Genomic DNA, 15,127 nt, shown 5'->3' with positions numbered 1-15,127 from the left:
CGATCGTTCCGCAGGCTCGTCGTGCCCGGCCATGACGCCGAGCGCGGTGCGGTCGCTGCTTTTTTCGATTCCGCTAGGGAGCGCCAAGCGAATAGCGCGCCACCAACTTTGAATTGCTCGCAGTTTTCCATTTCCCCGTTTGTAAACCGGCGAATGACTCTCCATAATCCCTTAGTGCTTTCGCCAAAAATCCGGTTTCAAAAAGCCTGAGCAAAGAGGCCGATCATGCCAGCGTTCGTGACTTTCGGGCGGATCCTGTTCGCCGTGCTGTTCATCTACACGGGTGCGGCAAGACTGTTTGCCATGCAGGCGACGGTTGATTTCATCGCCGCCAAGGTTGTCGTGCCGGACATGATCGCGCCTTACACCAAGCAGATCGAGACGGCGACGGCCATGACCACGCCGCAGCTGCTGGCGATCGTGGTCGGCGTGCTCGAGATCGTCGCGGGGGTGATGATCGCTCTGAATTTCGGCGTGCGCTTCTTCGCGATGCTGATGATCGTCTATCTCGCGGTCGCGACCTTCCTGTTCTACGACTTCTGGAACCAGGTTCCGCCCGACAACGGCAAGATGCTGGTCGATGCCCTCAAGAATCTGTCGATCATCGGCGCGCTGTTCATGATCATGGGCTACGGCCGCGTCACGCGTCCGGCGGAGGCAGCCTACGGGGACGTGTGAAGGTTAAACCACTACGTCCTGCGCCACGGCGTGACGGTCACGTCATGCGCCGCATCGAGCAGATACGGCGCTCCCGGCTTCATCCCGTGTGAGGCCAGCACTTCCCGAGGTGTACGCGACGGTACTTCGACAAAACAGCCTTCGCCGCCGGGCAGCCGCAGATGCGGGGCTTCCGACAGCCAGAACGTGTCGTAGCGGTCCATGAACATGTCGAACACGACGGGCCCGCCGATGATTGCGACGGTGCCGGAAGCGACATCGGCGAACGCGCAGGCGTCTTCGAAGCTGGCGTGATCCGGATTCCACAAGGTCGCGTTCGGCATCTCGGGATCGACGGTCAGCGCCTTGATCTTGCGCGTCAGGATCAGGCGCTTGCGCTTGGGTGAATTCGGCTGCTGCTCGTGCGAGTGACGACCGTGCACGATCAGCGCCGCGCGATCGAGCGCCTGTTCGAAGAACAGCTTGTCGCCTTCGAATTTCAGGCTGTCGGGCATGACATGGTCAGCGTCGGCGAGCATGCCGTCCGCGGAGACGATGACGTAGCCTTCGATCCGAAAGGACAACGGCGCGGCTATTCGGAAACCGTCGTCACGACGCTGTTGACCGGCCGGGTGCTCACCGTCGGCAGCTTGACGTCCTTGAGCAGCTCCTGGTCGTATTCCGGCAGCGTCGAGGCCGGGAACTTGGCGCGCATCGCCACCACCTTATAACCGCCGGCCTTCAGGCGCTTGAGCAATTCGGGCAGGGCCTCCGCAGTGTGCTTCTGGAAGTCGTGCATCAGGATGATGCCCTTGCCCTTGGTATCCAGCTTCTTCATGACGGTCTCGACCACCTTCTCGGGTTTCGAAGCCTTGAAGTCGAAGGAGTCGATGTCGCAGGAGAAGATCGCCGTGTTGCGGTTGCCGAGATAGGTGACCATCTCCGGCGGATGCTGGAGCGCCGGGAAGCGGAAGAACGGCGAGGGCGAAATGCCGCCGAGCGCCCACTTCACGGCAGACAGGCCCTTCTCGATCTCTTCCTTGCGCTGCGCTTCCGTGAGCTTCTTGTTGTTGAGGTTGGCGTGCGACCAGGTGTGGGTGCCGACGGTATGGCCGGCCGCGTAAACCTGTTTGAGAATCTCCGGCTCGTAGGTCGCGTGCTTGCCGATAGAGAAGAAGATGCCGGTGGTGCACTCGTCGGCGAGCGCCTTCAGCACCGCGGGCGTGTTTTTAGGCCAGGGGCCGTCATCGAAGGTCAGCACCACCTCGTGGTCGCGCAGGAAATCGAGCTCCTTGAAATGCTCGAAGCCGAAGCCGGGACCACCGGTGGTGTCGATCTCGACAGTGCGGGCGACGCCGAGCGCGCCCGGCGTGTTGCAGGCTGCGCGGGCGGGTTGCGGAGCTTGTTTGGGCGGGGGAGGATTGACGAAACCCGCCGGCGCGGCGGCCGCTACTGCAGGAGCGGGTGCCGGAGCCGCAGCGGGCGCAGCCGCAGCCGGCGTTGCCACCGGAGGGGCTTGCGTCGCGGCAGCGGGCTTTGCAGGCGGGGTCTGCGACCATGCCGCGCCCGTCATCGCAAGAGACATCGCACTTGCCAAAATCAGTCCTGCCGCCACACGCATGGTGTTGTCCTCGAGATTGATCCCGTTGTTCCGCCGCGGCTTTTCGCCTCCGGCAAAACCATCCTGCCCCTAACGATCCTAGCCTAGATGGTGGGCCCTCGCCATTGCAACGGCTGTTTGGCGCCCCAACACAATTGTGCCCAACCGGGTTGGGGAGACGTGTGGCGTCAAGTGTCGGCCAGAGCCTTGGCGATTGCCGTTTTGATCCGCGTGTCGGCCGGCTCCACGGTGGATGTAAAGACGTCGGCAATATAGCCGTCCCGGCCGATCAGATATTTGTGGAAGTTCCAGCGCGGAACTTCCCGCGGGCGTGCCTCTGCCGCCCATCTGTAAAACGGATGCGCCTTTGCACCGACGACGACGGCCTTGGCCGCAATAGGGAAGGTAACGCCGTATTGGTGGTGGGCGGTCTCCGAGATCTCGCTGGTGCCGCCGGGCTCCTGTCCGCCGAAATCGTTGGAGGGCACGCCAATGACGGTGAGACCGCGCTCGCGAAACTCGTCCCAAATTTCTTGCAGACCGGCATATTGCGGCGTGTAACCGCAAAGCGAAGCGGTGTTGACCACCAGCAGCGGCTTGCCGGTGAAGGCCGCAAGCCGGATGTCGTCGCCTGACAATGCCGGGAAAGAGAAGGCGTAGGCGGAGATTCGGCTCATGCCGCCATCCGCCAGTGCACGCGTCGCCGGCGCCAGCGTGCTTGCAAAGGCGGCGATGAGCATGGTCCTGCGGTTCATCATGACGGCGTCCCCCGAAATGATCCGGGCGGATGTTACCCCTCCGGTGCGAGCGGCGTCGTCAACACCGCGTTATCTGCCGCGATAAAGCGCGTTAGTACAGCCGGACGATGAAATCGGTGCCTTCGCCGGTCTCGCCCTGGTTGATGCCCTGGTCGGAGACGATGATCGAGCCGCCTGACGTCAGCATTTCGTTGATCTTCGCGATCGTGTCGGCGGGGATCGTGACGCGGTCGAGGGCCTCGGCCGGGCTGTCCGGCGTGACCACAGGCTTGGCAGCGACGGGAATCACGGCCGCGCCACGCTGGCGGCCTGTCATGCGGCCGTCATCTTGGCGCGCGGCAGAGCGGACGGACACGGGCAAGGACACCACCGACCAATGCAGCGCATTGGAATCGGCCTTGTCGACTTCGGCGGTGAAGACATGCGTGCCGAGCGGCCGATCGCTCGCGGCGATCGTGACAGGCACCTCGAACAGCGGCGCAAAGTTCTGCCGCACGTAGAGCTTGGAATCCTTGCGGCTGATGAAGACCGCGATCTGGCCCGCCCGCTTGGGCGCGTCAGGTTTTGCCACGGGCGCCGGATCGGCAACGCGGGTTTCGTCCTTCTTGACGTCGGGCGTTGCCGCCTGCGCTGGCGCCACGGCCGGCGCATCGGGCGTCTTCGCGGGTTCGGACTTGGCCGTTTCGGATTTCGGCGTCTCCGCGGCCTCGACAGGCTTCGCTTCAGTGCTCGCGGGCTGCGCGGCGTCTCCGGCCTGAGACTTGGCCGCGTCCGCCGCCTCAGCGGTCTTGGTCTCGGGCTTTGCCGTTGTCTCGGTCTGGTCGGCGGATGTCGCGGACTCCTCGCGGCCCGGGCCATATCCGGTGGTCACGTCCGACATCACGGTGTGGCCGACCGACGAGCGCAGCTCGAGCACGCCGTCCGCGCTGGCGGTCTTCGTTTCAACCGGCTTTGCTTCGGCGGCTCCGGTATTGGCCGCGACCTTATCGGCCTTGTCGCCGGCATTGGTCTGCGGCTCGAGGCTGGCCGCGGGTTGCGGCGGCACGCGCACCGATGCAAGTAGCGGATGTGAGAAGTTCTGCGGCGACATCTGACCGGGCGAAACGATCACGCGCGCGCCCATCCTGGTCCAGTTCCACATCTTCACCGCGAACGCCATCGGCATACGGATGCAGCCGTGCGAGGCCGGATAGCCCGGCAGTACGCCGGCATGCATGGCGACGCCCGACCAGGTGATCCGCTGCATGTACGGCATCGGCGCGCCGCTATAGATGTTGGAGTGGTGGAATTTGTGCTTCTGGATGACGCTGAACACACCCATCGGCGTCGAATGGCCCTTCATGCCCGTTGACACCGGGGATTCCGCGAACACGCCGTTGGTGTCGTAGACCGTGACCTTCTGCCGGTCGATCGAGACGACGATGACGAGGGGACCCTGCGGTTTCGTGCCCGCTTCTTTTTCGGAAACGAGGTCTTTCTTGCCGGCCGCACCGCGCTTCTGGGGCTTCTGGCGCGGGACTTCGGGATGGCGCTCCTGGCGCCCGTACGATCCGTCGGAATAATCCGTCCAGTAATAAAATGCTGCGTCCGCCTGGCTCGCCGTGCCGATCGCACCCGCCGCCGTCAAAATAGCGACCTGCCAAAATCGCGCCGGCTTGGCAGAAAAACCAGACCCGTTCACGCTGTTCATCATCGAATCCACAATCCAAATCAGGTGTTAGTCTCTCAGAGGGGATACGCGTTCACCAGCACGGCGGTTCTGCGATCAGCAACTTTTGTCCAAAGCGTAGCTAAAAAGCCTCACGGAGCGGTAAACGGCGGCCGTGTCGGCTTGCCGGTCGTCTTCCCGATCGGTCGCCCGATGCCTACATTGCTGGGACTTGCTACCGGAGAACTTCATGTCATCTCGTTTCCCCAGTCTTTCCAGCATCCGCTTGAAAGGCCTCGCTTTATTCCTCCTGGCGCTGACCGTGCCGGCAGCGTCCGCCTTCGCCGCGGACGAGCCGGATCTGATCTTCCGCCGCTCAACCGTGTTCAAATGGATGAGCCCGAACGACAAGCTTGCGACCTACGGCCTCGACGATCCTGAAGTCGAGGGCGTGGCCTGTCATTTCACGGTACCGGAGAAGGGCGGCTTCAAGGGCTGGCTGGGCCTTGCCGAAGAGGTCTCGGACATTTCGCTCGCCTGCCGTCAGGTCGGCCCGATCAAGTTCAAGAACAAAATGGAGCAGGGCGACGACATGTTCCGCCAGCGCCGCTCGCTGTTCTTCAAGAAGATGCAGATCGTGCGCGGCTGTGACGCCAAGCGCAACGTGCTGGTCTACATGGTCTATTCGGACAGGCTGATCGAGGGCTCGCCGAAGAACTCGACCTCGACCGTGCCGATCATGCCGTGGGGACCGGCGGACGCCAACATCCAGAAGTGCGGAGAGTTTTTCACTCAGTGACGCGCTTGCGTTCACTCAGTGATGTCAGCGCGGCTGGCGCGCGGTTTTGCAAGATGCGAGCCGGTCAGCCGCACGAATGACTGCGGCGTGGCCTCAAACCCACGACTTGATTGCAGAGTCATTTCGCCAGGCGAATTGGCGCTGCTGCGAACTGGCCGTTGCTCCCAGCGGTCCGTTCGTTGGTCCGCATCGCGCGTCGTTGCGCGATTCTGCGCCGTCATGATGGCCGTTCCTCACATGAACGCGCTCGGCGATGCCCGGGCGTCTCGGTCTCGATAGCTTGGGTCGCAGTCGAAGCGCCCCCGGTTCGACAGGACCCAGCCTTCGTTCGGCTTCTCTTCAGCAGAAAAACGTAAAACGCATGTGAAGGGTGTGAGGCGGGATCATGACGGCGCCAGCGCTCCGGCATGCATCCGAACTCGCACGGAACCTGCCAGGCCACATTGGGTGGCCGCATGACCCATCTGAAAAGATTGAGATTTTCCGTCGAATATGTCGTCGCCGCGAGCGGGACGAAACAATTCTCACGGAGATGAAACCATTTTCCGGCTTTGGCGCATCACGCGCGAAACCGCCCATGGTTATCAACCTCACAACGACGACGGCGCACGCCGGCCACCGAATTCAGAGAGAACTCCATGCGCACGCTCAGCCTCATCCTTGCTTTCGCTTTCGTGCTCGCCGGCTCCTCGTTCGCAGGCTCGCCGGATGGCAATGTCCCGGGCATCGGTACCTTCCAGTACAGCGGCTCGCCGATCACGACCCCGGCGCCGCAGGCGATCGTGGTTGCCGCGCGCTTCTGATCGTCAACAAGAAAAATCAGCCGATAAAGGCCATCATGCTTGTTCGTTTTTGCGCCGCGGCGTTCATATCCTTTCTGACGATCAGTGCCGTTCAGGCGCAGGTGCGCTCTCCCTCCAGATTACCCGATCCCCGTACTGAGTTCGTGAGGCAATGCGCGCCGCGCATGCTCGGACGATGGGAGCATCCGGAAGAGGTCTGCGGCTGCCTGCACGATCATGCTGCCGCCGTCGTCGAGGATCGCGATCTCCGCGAGGCCCTGCTGCGGGGCATCAGCGAGACCGGGGTGCCGACGATCGAGACCGACTGGGTGCCGGCCTCAAAGCAGACCGAAATCGGCCCGACCTTCACCAAGATCGCCAAGCCGACCCTGCAATGCATGTTCGATCCGGCGAAGTAGCGCTCATCGCTTCGATTTCGGACCAAACCGCGACACGCAGGTGCTCGTCCGTGCGACGCCCTTGTCGGTCATCTTGGCGCCGCGGACTTCCTTGACCTGTCCGGCGGGACAGGTTCCGTCGTCCACTTGCACGCGCTGGCCGAGCTTGAGATCGACGATGTCCTGTTCGCGTCCGACCGTGCCTGCGCGCGCCGTCGCGGCGAGTGCGATGAAGATCAGGAGCGAGAGGCAAGTCGCACGGCGTAGCAGCATGGTGTGAGCTCCCAGCATCGATGCCGCAATGTAGGAAGCGGCAGCCGATTCTCATAGCGAACGTTCGTCATGCCCGCCGGGCCGGCTTGCGCCTCGCACGCAAGGCCGCTCGCGATTCCCGCGCGAGCCGCTCGGCGGATGCCACGAGCTTCGGAATCGCGTGGCCGGAAAATCCCAGCACGAAACCGGGCAGAGGACGCGCGCGTGAATAGGTGTCGGCCAATAGCCAGCCTTCGGCGCCGGCGGCCTGCTTGGCGTCTGCCGCCACAGCCAGATCGACCGAGGAATCGAACCGGGCGACAAGATGCAGGCCCTGCGATGGGACCGGCACCGACAGCACGCCGTGGGATGCGGCTTCGAGCGTCCCGGCCAGCGCGTCGCGCGCCTCGCGGTAGAGCTTGCGCACGCGCTTCAGGTTCGCCGCGAACGCGCCGGAATTGAGCATGTCGGCCACCGCACCCTCCATCAGCGTGCCGGGAAAGCGGTCGAGCGCGGCCCGCGCCGCGGTGACATCCGCAATCAAGCGCTCGGGCAGGGCGCAATAGCCGATGCGCAAGCCCGGAAACAACGTCTTGGCGAACGTGCCCATGTAGATCACGCGCTGGAGGTGATCGATGCCGGCCAGCGACATCAGCGGCGCGCCGTCGTAACGGAATTCGCTGTCGTAATCGTCTTCCAGCACGAAGGCGTCGGCCTGCCTGGCCCAGTCCAGCAGCTCGAGCCGCCGCGGCATCGACATCTGCACACCCAGCGGAAACTGGTGCGACGGCGTCACATAGGCTGCGCGCGCGGACGGCGCCGCTGCGCGGCCTCTGGCGACACGCATGCCTTGCGCGTCGACGGGAACGGACACGGCACGATAGCCGCAATGCGCGATGGTTTTGCGCGCGGCGGGGTACCCTGGATCCTCGCACCAGACCTGGTCGTTGGGCTTCAGGATCGCGCTCAGCACGATGCGTAGCGCGTGCAGCGTGCCTGACGTCAGCATGATCTGATCGGGATCGCAGCGCAGGCCCCGCGCCGACAACAGATGATCGGCGATCGCCGCACGCAGCTCGCGGCTGCCGCGGGGGTCGCCATAGTGCAGATGCTCCGCGCCGAAGGCTCGCATGCGACGGCCGACAAAGGCGCGGAAACGCTGTACTGCGCGCGCGTCGATATGGGTACAGCCGAGCGAAAACGCGCCTTGCCCCGGCGTTTCGACGCTGATCTTTGGTCGCTTCGGCTCGGCCGCGCGCGCGGGGATACGCGCAGCGACGAAGGTGCCAGAGCCGACGGTGGCGTCGGCGAAGCCATCGGCGATCAGCCGCTCATAGGCGGTGACGACGGCATTGCGCCGAAAGCCGGTCTGTTTGGCCAGCGTGCGCGACGGCGGCAGCGGCTCGCCCGGCTTGACGAGGCCGGCAACGATCATCTCGCACAGCGCCTGGTACAGCCGGTGCGCCGACGAGGCGCCAGCCGTGACGTGCGGACCTGCGAGATCGAGCGGCAGCTCGGCCTTGGCCGGCGAGGGGACGAAATTGGTCGGAATTTTTCGCATGGAATTGGCACTATCGCAGACCAAATCCGCGGCTACAACTGCCCTGGAATTGTTCCAATCCGACAGGAGCGGCCGTGAGCCAGACCGAGAACCCAAATTCCTATCCGACGTCCGCGCGCAACCAGGTGAAGCGCCGTCACGACCGCGGCTTTTACGATCACGACACCGTTCATCGCATCCTGGATTCCTCGATGCTCTGCCACGTCTCCTACGCGATCGACGGCCAACCCTATTGCACGCCGACCTTCTTCTGGCGCGAAGGGACGAAGCTGTACTGGCACGGCTCGAGCGCCAGCCGCATGCTGCGCAATCAGACAAGGGGCGAGCGTGTGTGCCTGACGGTCGCCCATCTCGACAGTCTGGTCCTGGCGCGCTGCGGGTTCAATCACTCGGCCGATTACCGCGCCGTGATGGCGTTCGGCACCGCCTATCTCGTGACCGATCCCGAAGAGAAAGAGCGCGCGGTGATCGCGATGGTCGACCGCTTCTTCCCGGATCGGACAGCGAGCCTGCGGGCGAGCAATGCGCAGGAGATCAAGGCGACCTCCTTTATCGCGATGGAGATCGAGGAAGCCTCCGCGAAAGTCCGGGCCAAGGGTGTCGCCGACGACGACGAGGACTATGCATTGCCGATCTATGCCGAGCGCATCCCGGTGCGCACCGTGCTCGGCGCGCCGGAGCCTTGCCCGCGGCTGCTCGACGGCGTGCGCCGGCCGGCGACACTGAATGGCTATTCGGGGGGCCGGCTGCTCGAAGATGCATTGCGGGATGCCTATTTTGCAGAGTACCCGGACGGTTGAAATCGGCTAGCTTGCGCTCCATCGATGATCTCAATGCCCGATTGGAGTTGCCTGATGAATGCCGAAACGCAGCAGAGGATTCTTGACGCCGTCGATGCCGGCTTCGAAGCCCAGCTCGCGACCACACGCGATTTCGTCGCGATCCCCTCGATCCGCGGGGCGGAGGGGCCATGCCAGGACATGATCGGCGACCTCCTGCGTGCGCGCGGCTACGAGGTCGACGACTGGCACATCGATGTCGACGACCTCAAGGATCTGCGCGGCTTCGGACCCATCGAGCATGATTTTTCGAAGGCGCGCACTGTGGTCGGCACGTACCGGCCCAAAACCGAGGCGGGCAAATCGCTGATACTCCAGGGCCACTGCGACGTGGTACCGGCGGGGCCGCTGGAACTGTGGGATACCCCGCCATTCTCGCCCGTCATCAAGGACGGCAAGATGTTCGGTCGCGGCGCCTGCGACATGAAATCGGGCACCATCGCAGCGCTCTCTGCGCTCGATGCGATCAAGGCCGCGGGCCTCAGGCCGACGGCGCGGATTCACTTCCAGTCCGTGATCGAGGAAGAAAGCACCGGCGTCGGCGCGCTCTCGACGCTTCAACGCGGCTATCGTGCCGATGCTTGCTTCATTCCTGAGCCGACCGGCGGCAAGATGGTGCGCTCGCAGGTCGGCGTGATCTGGTTCCGCCTGCGCGTGAAGGGCCATCCGACCCATGTCGCCTTCGCCGGCTCCGGCGCGAACGCAATCATGGCGGCCTATCATTTGATCCAGGCGCTGCAAAAACTTGAGATCGAGTGGAACGAGCGCGCGAAAGCCGATCGTCACTTCAAGACGCTGAACCATCCCATCAACTTCAATCCCGGGATCATCAAGGGCGGCGACTGGGCCTCCAGCGTGCCGGCCTGGTGCGACGTCGATTGCCGGATAGCCGTGTTGCCGGGCTGGTCGATCGCCGATCACCAGAAAGAGATCATGGCCTGCGTTGCTGCTGCCGCGCGCAACCACCGCTTCCTCGCCAACAATCCCCCGAAGGTCGAATGGTCGGGCTTCTTGTCGGAAGGCTATGAGCTGACCGACGCCGCCGCGCCTGAGGCGGCGTTCGGCAAGGCCTTCAACACCGTCTATGGCGGCGAAATCGAAGACCTCGTCTTCACCGCGCTCACCGACACCCGCTTCTACGGACTCAATCACGGTATCCCGAGCCTGTGCTTCGGCGCGAGTGGCGGCGAGATGCACGGCTTCAATGAATTTGTCGATCTGGACTCGCTGAAGAAGACGACCAAGGCGATGGCGCTGTTCATCGCGGATTGGTGCGGGGTCGAGAAGGGGTAGCTCTCGTGTCCCGGACGCGGCGCAGCGCGAAGCGGTGCGCCGCAGAGCCGGGACCCACGTCACCGCACAGTTGGACCCCGGTTCAGCAGCGCATCGTTTCACGCGCGCTGCGCCCGGGGAACGAACCATCTTCCGCCTGCCCAATCCAGCGGCGCCCCAAATCCTTTAAGCTTAAACTAAAGACTAGGATGCCGCCCGCGCCGGTGGCAGACTGGCGCCAGCTGCACAAGACCCGAGTCCGTCGAGGAAGCGATGCGCGATTGGGATGACGCTTACGCCAATTCGGCCCATATCCCAGGCTCGGACAAGATCCCGGCGTTATGGGCGGAGCGGGCGGCGGCTTATCGTGCCGAGCTGAAGGAGTTTCGCGCCGACATCGCCTATGGCTCCGGCGAGCGCCAGCGCCTCGACCTGATCCTGCCAGACGGCGACAGCAAAGGCCTCGTCGTGTTCGTCCACGGCGGCTACTGGATGCGCTTCGACAAATCGACATGGACCGATCTTGCCGAAGGCGCGCGCCATCACGGCTGGACGGTGGCACTGCCAAGCTACACACTGACGCCGGCCGCGCGCATCTCCGACATTACGACGGAAATTGCCGCAGCGATCGCCAAGGCGGCCGCTCTCGTCGCGGGTCCGATCCGGCTCGCCGGCCATTCCGCGGGCGGCCATCTCGTCACGCGCATGCTGTGCAATGATAGCCGGCTCGATCCCGCCATCTTCAACCGCATCGCCGGGACGCTGTCCATCAGCGGCCTGCATGATCTGCGTCCGCTGCTCAAGACCAGGATGAACGAGACGCTGCGCATGACGATGGAGGAGGCGACGCGGGAAAGCGCAGCGCTGCATCTGCCGCGTGGGCCTTCCCCCGTGACCGCCTGGGTCGGAGGCAATGAGCGGCCAGAATTCATCCGCCAGTCCGATCTGATGGCCAATGTCTGGACTGGCTTCGACGTACCGACGCGTCTTGTCGTCGATCCCGGGCTGAACCATTTCACCGTGATCGACGCCCTCAAGGACCCGTCGTCGCCAATCACCGCGCGCCTGATCGGCCTCGACTGACGAGGCCATAACGATCGATCGAAAGGGCCTGCCATGACGTCCAGCGAGTACGATCCCGCAAGCGAAGGCGCCGAGACCGATTTCGCCCGGCGCATGTCCTATGGCAACTATCTGGCGCTGGACGCGATCCTCGGCGCGCAGCATCCGCTGTCGGAAGCCCATGACGAAATGCTGTTCATCATCCAGCATCAGACCACCGAACTCTGGATGCGGCTCGCCATCCACGAGCTCAGCGCCGCACGCCGTTCGATCGCGAAGGATGAGGTGCAGCCTGCGATGAAGATGCTGGCACGGATGTCGCGGATCTTCGAGCAGCTCAACGGCGCCTGGGACGTGCTGCGCACCATGACGCCCAGCGAGTATACGCGCTTCCGCTCGCAGCTTGGCCAGTCCTCGGGGTTCCAGTCGCGGCAATACCGGCTCATCGAATTCCTGCTCGGCAACCGCAACCACGCCATGCTCAAGCCGCACGCGCACGATCTGGAAACCACGCAACTGCTCGAAGCCGAGCTCGCGACGCCAAGCCTCTATGATGAGGTGCTGCGGCTCGCCGACCGCAACGGACTCAAGATGCCCGCGGCCGTGCTGGCGCGCGATGTTCGCGAGACTCACAGTTTCAACGAAGGTGTGCTGCAGGCCTGGCGTATCGTCTACGAAGCGCCGGAAACGCATTGGATGCTCTACGAGCTCGCCGAGAAGCTGGTCGATTTCGAGGATTACTTCCGGCGCTGGCGCTTCAACCATGTGACGACAGTCGAGCGCGTCATCGGTTTCAAACGCGGCACCGGGGGCACCGGTGGCGTCAGCTATCTCAAGCGCATGCTGGAGGTCGAGCTGTTTCCTGAACTCTGGCGCGTGCGCACGATCCTGTAGAGATTTTCATGACCAAGCTTCGCGTCTACGACGACACCAAAGCGCTGTTCCATATGCCGGACGGTGTGATCTATCTCGACGGCAATTCGCTCGGCGCGTTGCCGCTTGGTGTCGCCGAGCGCGTCAGCCGCGTCATCACCGCCGAGTGGGGCGATGAGTTGATCCGCGCCTGGAATACGGCGGGCTGGTACGTCCAGCCGCGTCATGTCGGCGATCGCATCGCGCGACTGATCGGTGCGGAAGCCGGCTCCGTCATGGTCGGAGATACGCTGTCGCTCAAGGTCTATCAGGCGCTCGCCGCCGCGCTCGACATGAACGCATCGCGCAAAATCGTCCTGTCGGACACCGGCAATTTTCCGACCGACCTCTACATGGCTGAAGGCCTGATCGCGACGCTCGGCCGTGGCCATCAATTGCGCCTGGTGGCGCCGGAGGAGATCGAGGCTTCGTTATCGGAGGAGATCGCGGTGCTCTACATCACCGAGGTCGATTACCGCACCGGACGGCGCCACGACATGGCGAAGCTGACTGCAACAGCGCATGCGCTCGGCATCGTCACGGTGTGGGACCTCGCGCATTCGGCCGGCGCGCTGCCGGTTGACCTTGCCGGCACCGGCGCTGATTTCGCCGCCGGATGCACCTACAAATACATCAACGCCGGCCCTGGCGCGCCGGCCTTCCTCTACGTCGCGCCGCGCCATGCCGACAGCGTGCGCGCCGCTTTGTCGGGGTGGATGGGGCACGCAAAGCCGTTCGCGTTCGAGCTTGCCTATGCGGCCGCCGGCGGCGTCGAGCGCATGCGCGTCGGAACGCCGCCGGTGCTGGCGATGGCGGCGTTGGAGGCCTCGCTCGACATCTGGGATCGCGTCGATATCAGGGAAGTCCGCGCGCGTTCGCTGGCGCTCGGCGATCTCCTGATTGCCGAGGTCGAACGCCGCTGCCCGTCCTTGAAGCTCGTCACGCCGCGCACGCATCAGCGCCGCGGCTCTCAGGTCTCCTTCGCCTTCGACGGCGGCTACGCCGCGATGCAGGCCCTCATCGCCCGTGGCGTCATCGGCGATTTCCGCGCGCCTGACATCATGAGGTTTGGCGTCACGCCGCTGTATATCGGCGAGGCCGAGGTGATGAAGGCAGCCGAGATCATCGAGGAGGTGATTGCGGGCGAGGTGTGGCGGCGTCCGGAGTATCAGGTAGTGAATGCGGTGACGTGAGGTCGAAGGCTGTCTCCCCCGTCATTGCGAGCGCAGCGAAGCAATCCAGAAATGTATCCGCGGAAAGAGTCTGGATTGCTTCGCCGCGCTCGCACTGATTACCTCGGACGTCATTGCTTTGCCGCGCGGAGCAATTCACCCTGCGAGCAGAATGATTTGGGAGGAGATCCGATGACGCCGCTCGAGAAACTTAAAGCGATGAAGATGCCGTTTGCCGAACTCAAGGGCGTCGAGTTCGTCGAGGCCGGGAAAGATCGCGTGGTGGCGCGGATGACGGTCAGGCCCGATCTCTGCACGCTTCATCACACCATCCACGGCGGCGCGGTGATGGCGCTGGCGGATTCCGTCGGCGCAGCGGCCACCGTGATCAATCTGCCGGACGACGCCAAGGGTACGACCACGCTCGAGAGCAAGACCAACTTCATCGGCGGGGCCAAGGAGGGAACCACGGTGATCGCGATCGCCACCCCAATCCACAGGGGCCGGCGGACGCAGGTCTGGACCACTCGGCTGGAGACCGAGGACGGCAAGCTGGTCGCCGTGGTGACGCAGACCCAGCTGGTCCTCGTATGAATACGGGGGCTTGATTTTATTAACGAATTAGGCGCCTCCAATGCCCGAAACTTGGGCAGGTTCCCGTCTTGAAAAGTTTGTTGCGATGCACAATATTGGAGGCCTAGGGATTCGAACGCCTCCTCGAGGGACACCAAGAGGAGTTTTGACTTGTCACTCGCAGCAGATTTGGGACTTGAAGTAACCAACCGCCCGAAGTCCGTTCAGGGCTACGTGCGCACCTTGAGCCAGCAGGAAGAATTGCCGCTTTTGCGCGATCATCTGCTGAGGCTCGATGCCGAAAGCCGGCACGATCGCTTCAACGGTTTTCTCGACGACAGTTTTATCGAGCGTTACGCCGCCCGCTGTGCCGAGGACGGCACTGTGATCGTCGCCTATATCGTCGACGGCGTGGTCCGCGGTGCGGCCGAGCTGCATCCGCCCGAGGGGGATTCGCTGCCCGAGGTCGCCTTCAGCGTGGAAGCCTCGGCGCGGCGCCAGAACGTCGGCACCGTGCTGTTCAGCCGCCTGATCGCGGAAGCGCGCTGGAAAGGCTACAAGCGCCTGCGCATCACCACCGGCGCCGAGAATCACGCAATGCGGGCGCTCGCCAGGAAATTCGGGGCGCATCTGCAATTCCGTCATGGCGAATCGACCGGTACGATTGATCTTGCCAAGGCGCCCGAGGACGAACTTGCTGATCTCGCGGCCTCGCCATTCACGGCAGGCCGCGCTCTTATCAGCTTCAACTCGACCTGCTGGAAGATCATCTCCAGCATCTATGGCAATCGCGCCGCCTGACCTGAAAAAGCCGACTGGAATCAAAAAGCGGACCGGCAAAA

At 63.7% G+C, this 15,127-nt stretch carries 18 protein-coding genes; 11 read left to right on the top strand and 7 right to left on the bottom strand.

Features of this window, described 5'->3' with window-relative positions:
• Positions 1-225: 225 nt before the first annotated feature.
• Complete coding sequence (locus GWG67_RS00170) at positions 226-678, top strand: DoxX family protein (protein WP_275167163.1); 453 nt, start codon at positions 226-228, stop codon at positions 676-678.
• A gap of 11 nt (positions 679-689) precedes the next feature.
• Here GWG67_RS00170 and GWG67_RS00165 read toward each other — a convergent pair whose 3' ends face one another.
• The 4 genes from GWG67_RS00165 to GWG67_RS00150 all read right to left on the bottom strand — a co-directional run bounded on the left by GWG67_RS00165 (position 690) and on the right by GWG67_RS00150 (position 4,705).
• Complete coding sequence (locus GWG67_RS00165) at positions 690-1,241, bottom strand: dihydrofolate reductase (protein ID WP_275167162.1); 552 nt, start codon at positions 1,239-1,241, stop codon at positions 690-692.
• Positions 1,242-1,249: 8 nt separating this feature from the next.
• A complete protein-coding gene (locus tag GWG67_RS00160; RefSeq protein WP_275167161.1) occupies positions 1,250-2,278 on the bottom strand; it encodes a polysaccharide deacetylase family protein in 1,029 nt (342 codons plus the stop codon).
• Positions 2,279-2,445: 167 nt separating this feature from the next.
• Positions 2,446-3,015, bottom strand: coding sequence for a glutathione peroxidase (locus tag GWG67_RS00155; protein ID WP_275167160.1), 570 nt, complete (start codon positions 3,013-3,015; stop codon positions 2,446-2,448).
• A gap of 91 nt (positions 3,016-3,106) precedes the next feature.
• Positions 3,107-4,705 (bottom strand): L,D-transpeptidase family protein, encoded by a 1,599-nt coding sequence (locus GWG67_RS00150; RefSeq protein WP_275167790.1) that lies wholly within the window; start codon positions 4,703-4,705, stop codon positions 3,107-3,109.
• Positions 4,706-4,913: 208 nt separating this feature from the next.
• Between GWG67_RS00150 and GWG67_RS00145 the strand changes: the two genes are divergently transcribed.
• A complete protein-coding gene (locus GWG67_RS00145; RefSeq protein ID WP_275167159.1) occupies positions 4,914-5,462 on the top strand; it encodes a CreA family protein in 549 nt (182 codons plus the stop codon).
• Positions 5,463-5,473: 11 nt separating this feature from the next.
• Here GWG67_RS00145 and GWG67_RS00140 read toward each other — a convergent pair whose 3' ends face one another.
• Positions 5,474-5,683, bottom strand: coding sequence for a hypothetical protein (locus tag GWG67_RS00140; protein ID WP_275167158.1), 210 nt, complete (start codon positions 5,681-5,683; stop codon positions 5,474-5,476).
• A gap of 417 nt (positions 5,684-6,100) precedes the next feature.
• Here GWG67_RS00140 and GWG67_RS00135 point away from each other — a divergent pair, with 417 nt between their 5' ends.
• Positions 6,101-6,265, top strand: coding sequence for a hypothetical protein (locus GWG67_RS00135; protein ID WP_275167157.1), 165 nt, complete (start codon positions 6,101-6,103; stop codon positions 6,263-6,265).
• A gap of 35 nt (positions 6,266-6,300) precedes the next feature.
• Positions 6,301-6,663 (top strand): hypothetical protein, encoded by a 363-nt coding sequence (locus GWG67_RS00130; protein ID WP_275167156.1) that lies wholly within the window; start codon positions 6,301-6,303, stop codon positions 6,661-6,663.
• A 3-nt stretch (positions 6,664-6,666) separates the two neighbouring features.
• Here GWG67_RS00130 and GWG67_RS00125 read toward each other — a convergent pair whose 3' ends face one another.
• Entirely contained in the window at positions 6,667-6,915 is a 249-nt protein-coding gene (locus GWG67_RS00125; RefSeq protein ID WP_027517580.1) for a DUF6719 family protein, read from the bottom strand.
• Between the two features lie 67 nt (positions 6,916-6,982).
• A complete protein-coding gene (locus GWG67_RS00120) occupies positions 6,983-8,455 on the bottom strand; it encodes a PLP-dependent aminotransferase family protein (RefSeq protein WP_275167155.1) in 1,473 nt (490 codons plus the stop codon).
• 74 nt (positions 8,456-8,529) lie between these two features.
• Here GWG67_RS00120 and GWG67_RS00115 point away from each other — a divergent pair, with 74 nt between their 5' ends.
• From GWG67_RS00115 to GWG67_RS00085, 7 genes are all read left to right on the top strand, one after another.
• Positions 8,530-9,255 carry a pyridoxamine 5'-phosphate oxidase family protein gene (locus GWG67_RS00115; protein WP_275167154.1) on the top strand — a complete coding sequence of 242 codons (726 nt, stop codon included), beginning with the start codon at positions 8,530-8,532 and terminating at the stop codon, positions 9,253-9,255.
• 54 nt (positions 9,256-9,309) lie between these two features.
• Positions 9,310-10,587, top strand: coding sequence for an ArgE/DapE family deacylase (locus tag GWG67_RS00110; RefSeq protein ID WP_275167153.1), 1,278 nt, complete (start codon positions 9,310-9,312; stop codon positions 10,585-10,587).
• A gap of 252 nt (positions 10,588-10,839) precedes the next feature.
• On the top strand, positions 10,840-11,649 hold the full coding sequence (locus tag GWG67_RS00105) for an alpha/beta hydrolase (RefSeq protein WP_275167152.1): 810 nt from the start codon (positions 10,840-10,842) through the stop codon (positions 11,647-11,649).
• Positions 11,650-11,682: 33 nt separating this feature from the next.
• Positions 11,683-12,522: a tryptophan 2,3-dioxygenase gene (gene kynA / locus GWG67_RS00100; RefSeq protein WP_027569723.1), complete on the top strand. Its 840-nt coding sequence runs from the start codon at positions 11,683-11,685 to the stop codon at positions 12,520-12,522.
• A gap of 8 nt (positions 12,523-12,530) precedes the next feature.
• The gene (kynU, locus tag GWG67_RS00095; RefSeq protein ID WP_275167151.1) at positions 12,531-13,733 is read left to right on the top strand and encodes a kynureninase; all 1,203 of its coding nucleotides are present in this window, start codon (positions 12,531-12,533) and stop codon (positions 13,731-13,733) included.
• A 171-nt stretch (positions 13,734-13,904) separates the two neighbouring features.
• Positions 13,905-14,306, top strand: coding sequence for a PaaI family thioesterase (locus tag GWG67_RS00090; protein ID WP_275167150.1), 402 nt, complete (start codon positions 13,905-13,907; stop codon positions 14,304-14,306).
• Positions 14,307-14,474: 168 nt separating this feature from the next.
• On the top strand, positions 14,475-15,086 hold the full coding sequence (locus GWG67_RS00085; RefSeq protein ID WP_275167789.1) for a GNAT family N-acetyltransferase: 612 nt from the start codon (positions 14,475-14,477) through the stop codon (positions 15,084-15,086).
• The last annotated feature ends 41 nt before the right edge of the window (positions 15,087-15,127 follow it).

The sequence above is a fragment of the Bradyrhizobium sp. CSS354 genome (genome assembly GCF_029051725.1).
Taxonomy (GTDB): Bacteria; Pseudomonadota; Alphaproteobacteria; order Rhizobiales; family Xanthobacteraceae; genus Bradyrhizobium.
The sequence above is the reverse complement of the archived record's forward strand: the minus strand, read 5'-3'. Positions and strand labels throughout refer to the sequence as shown.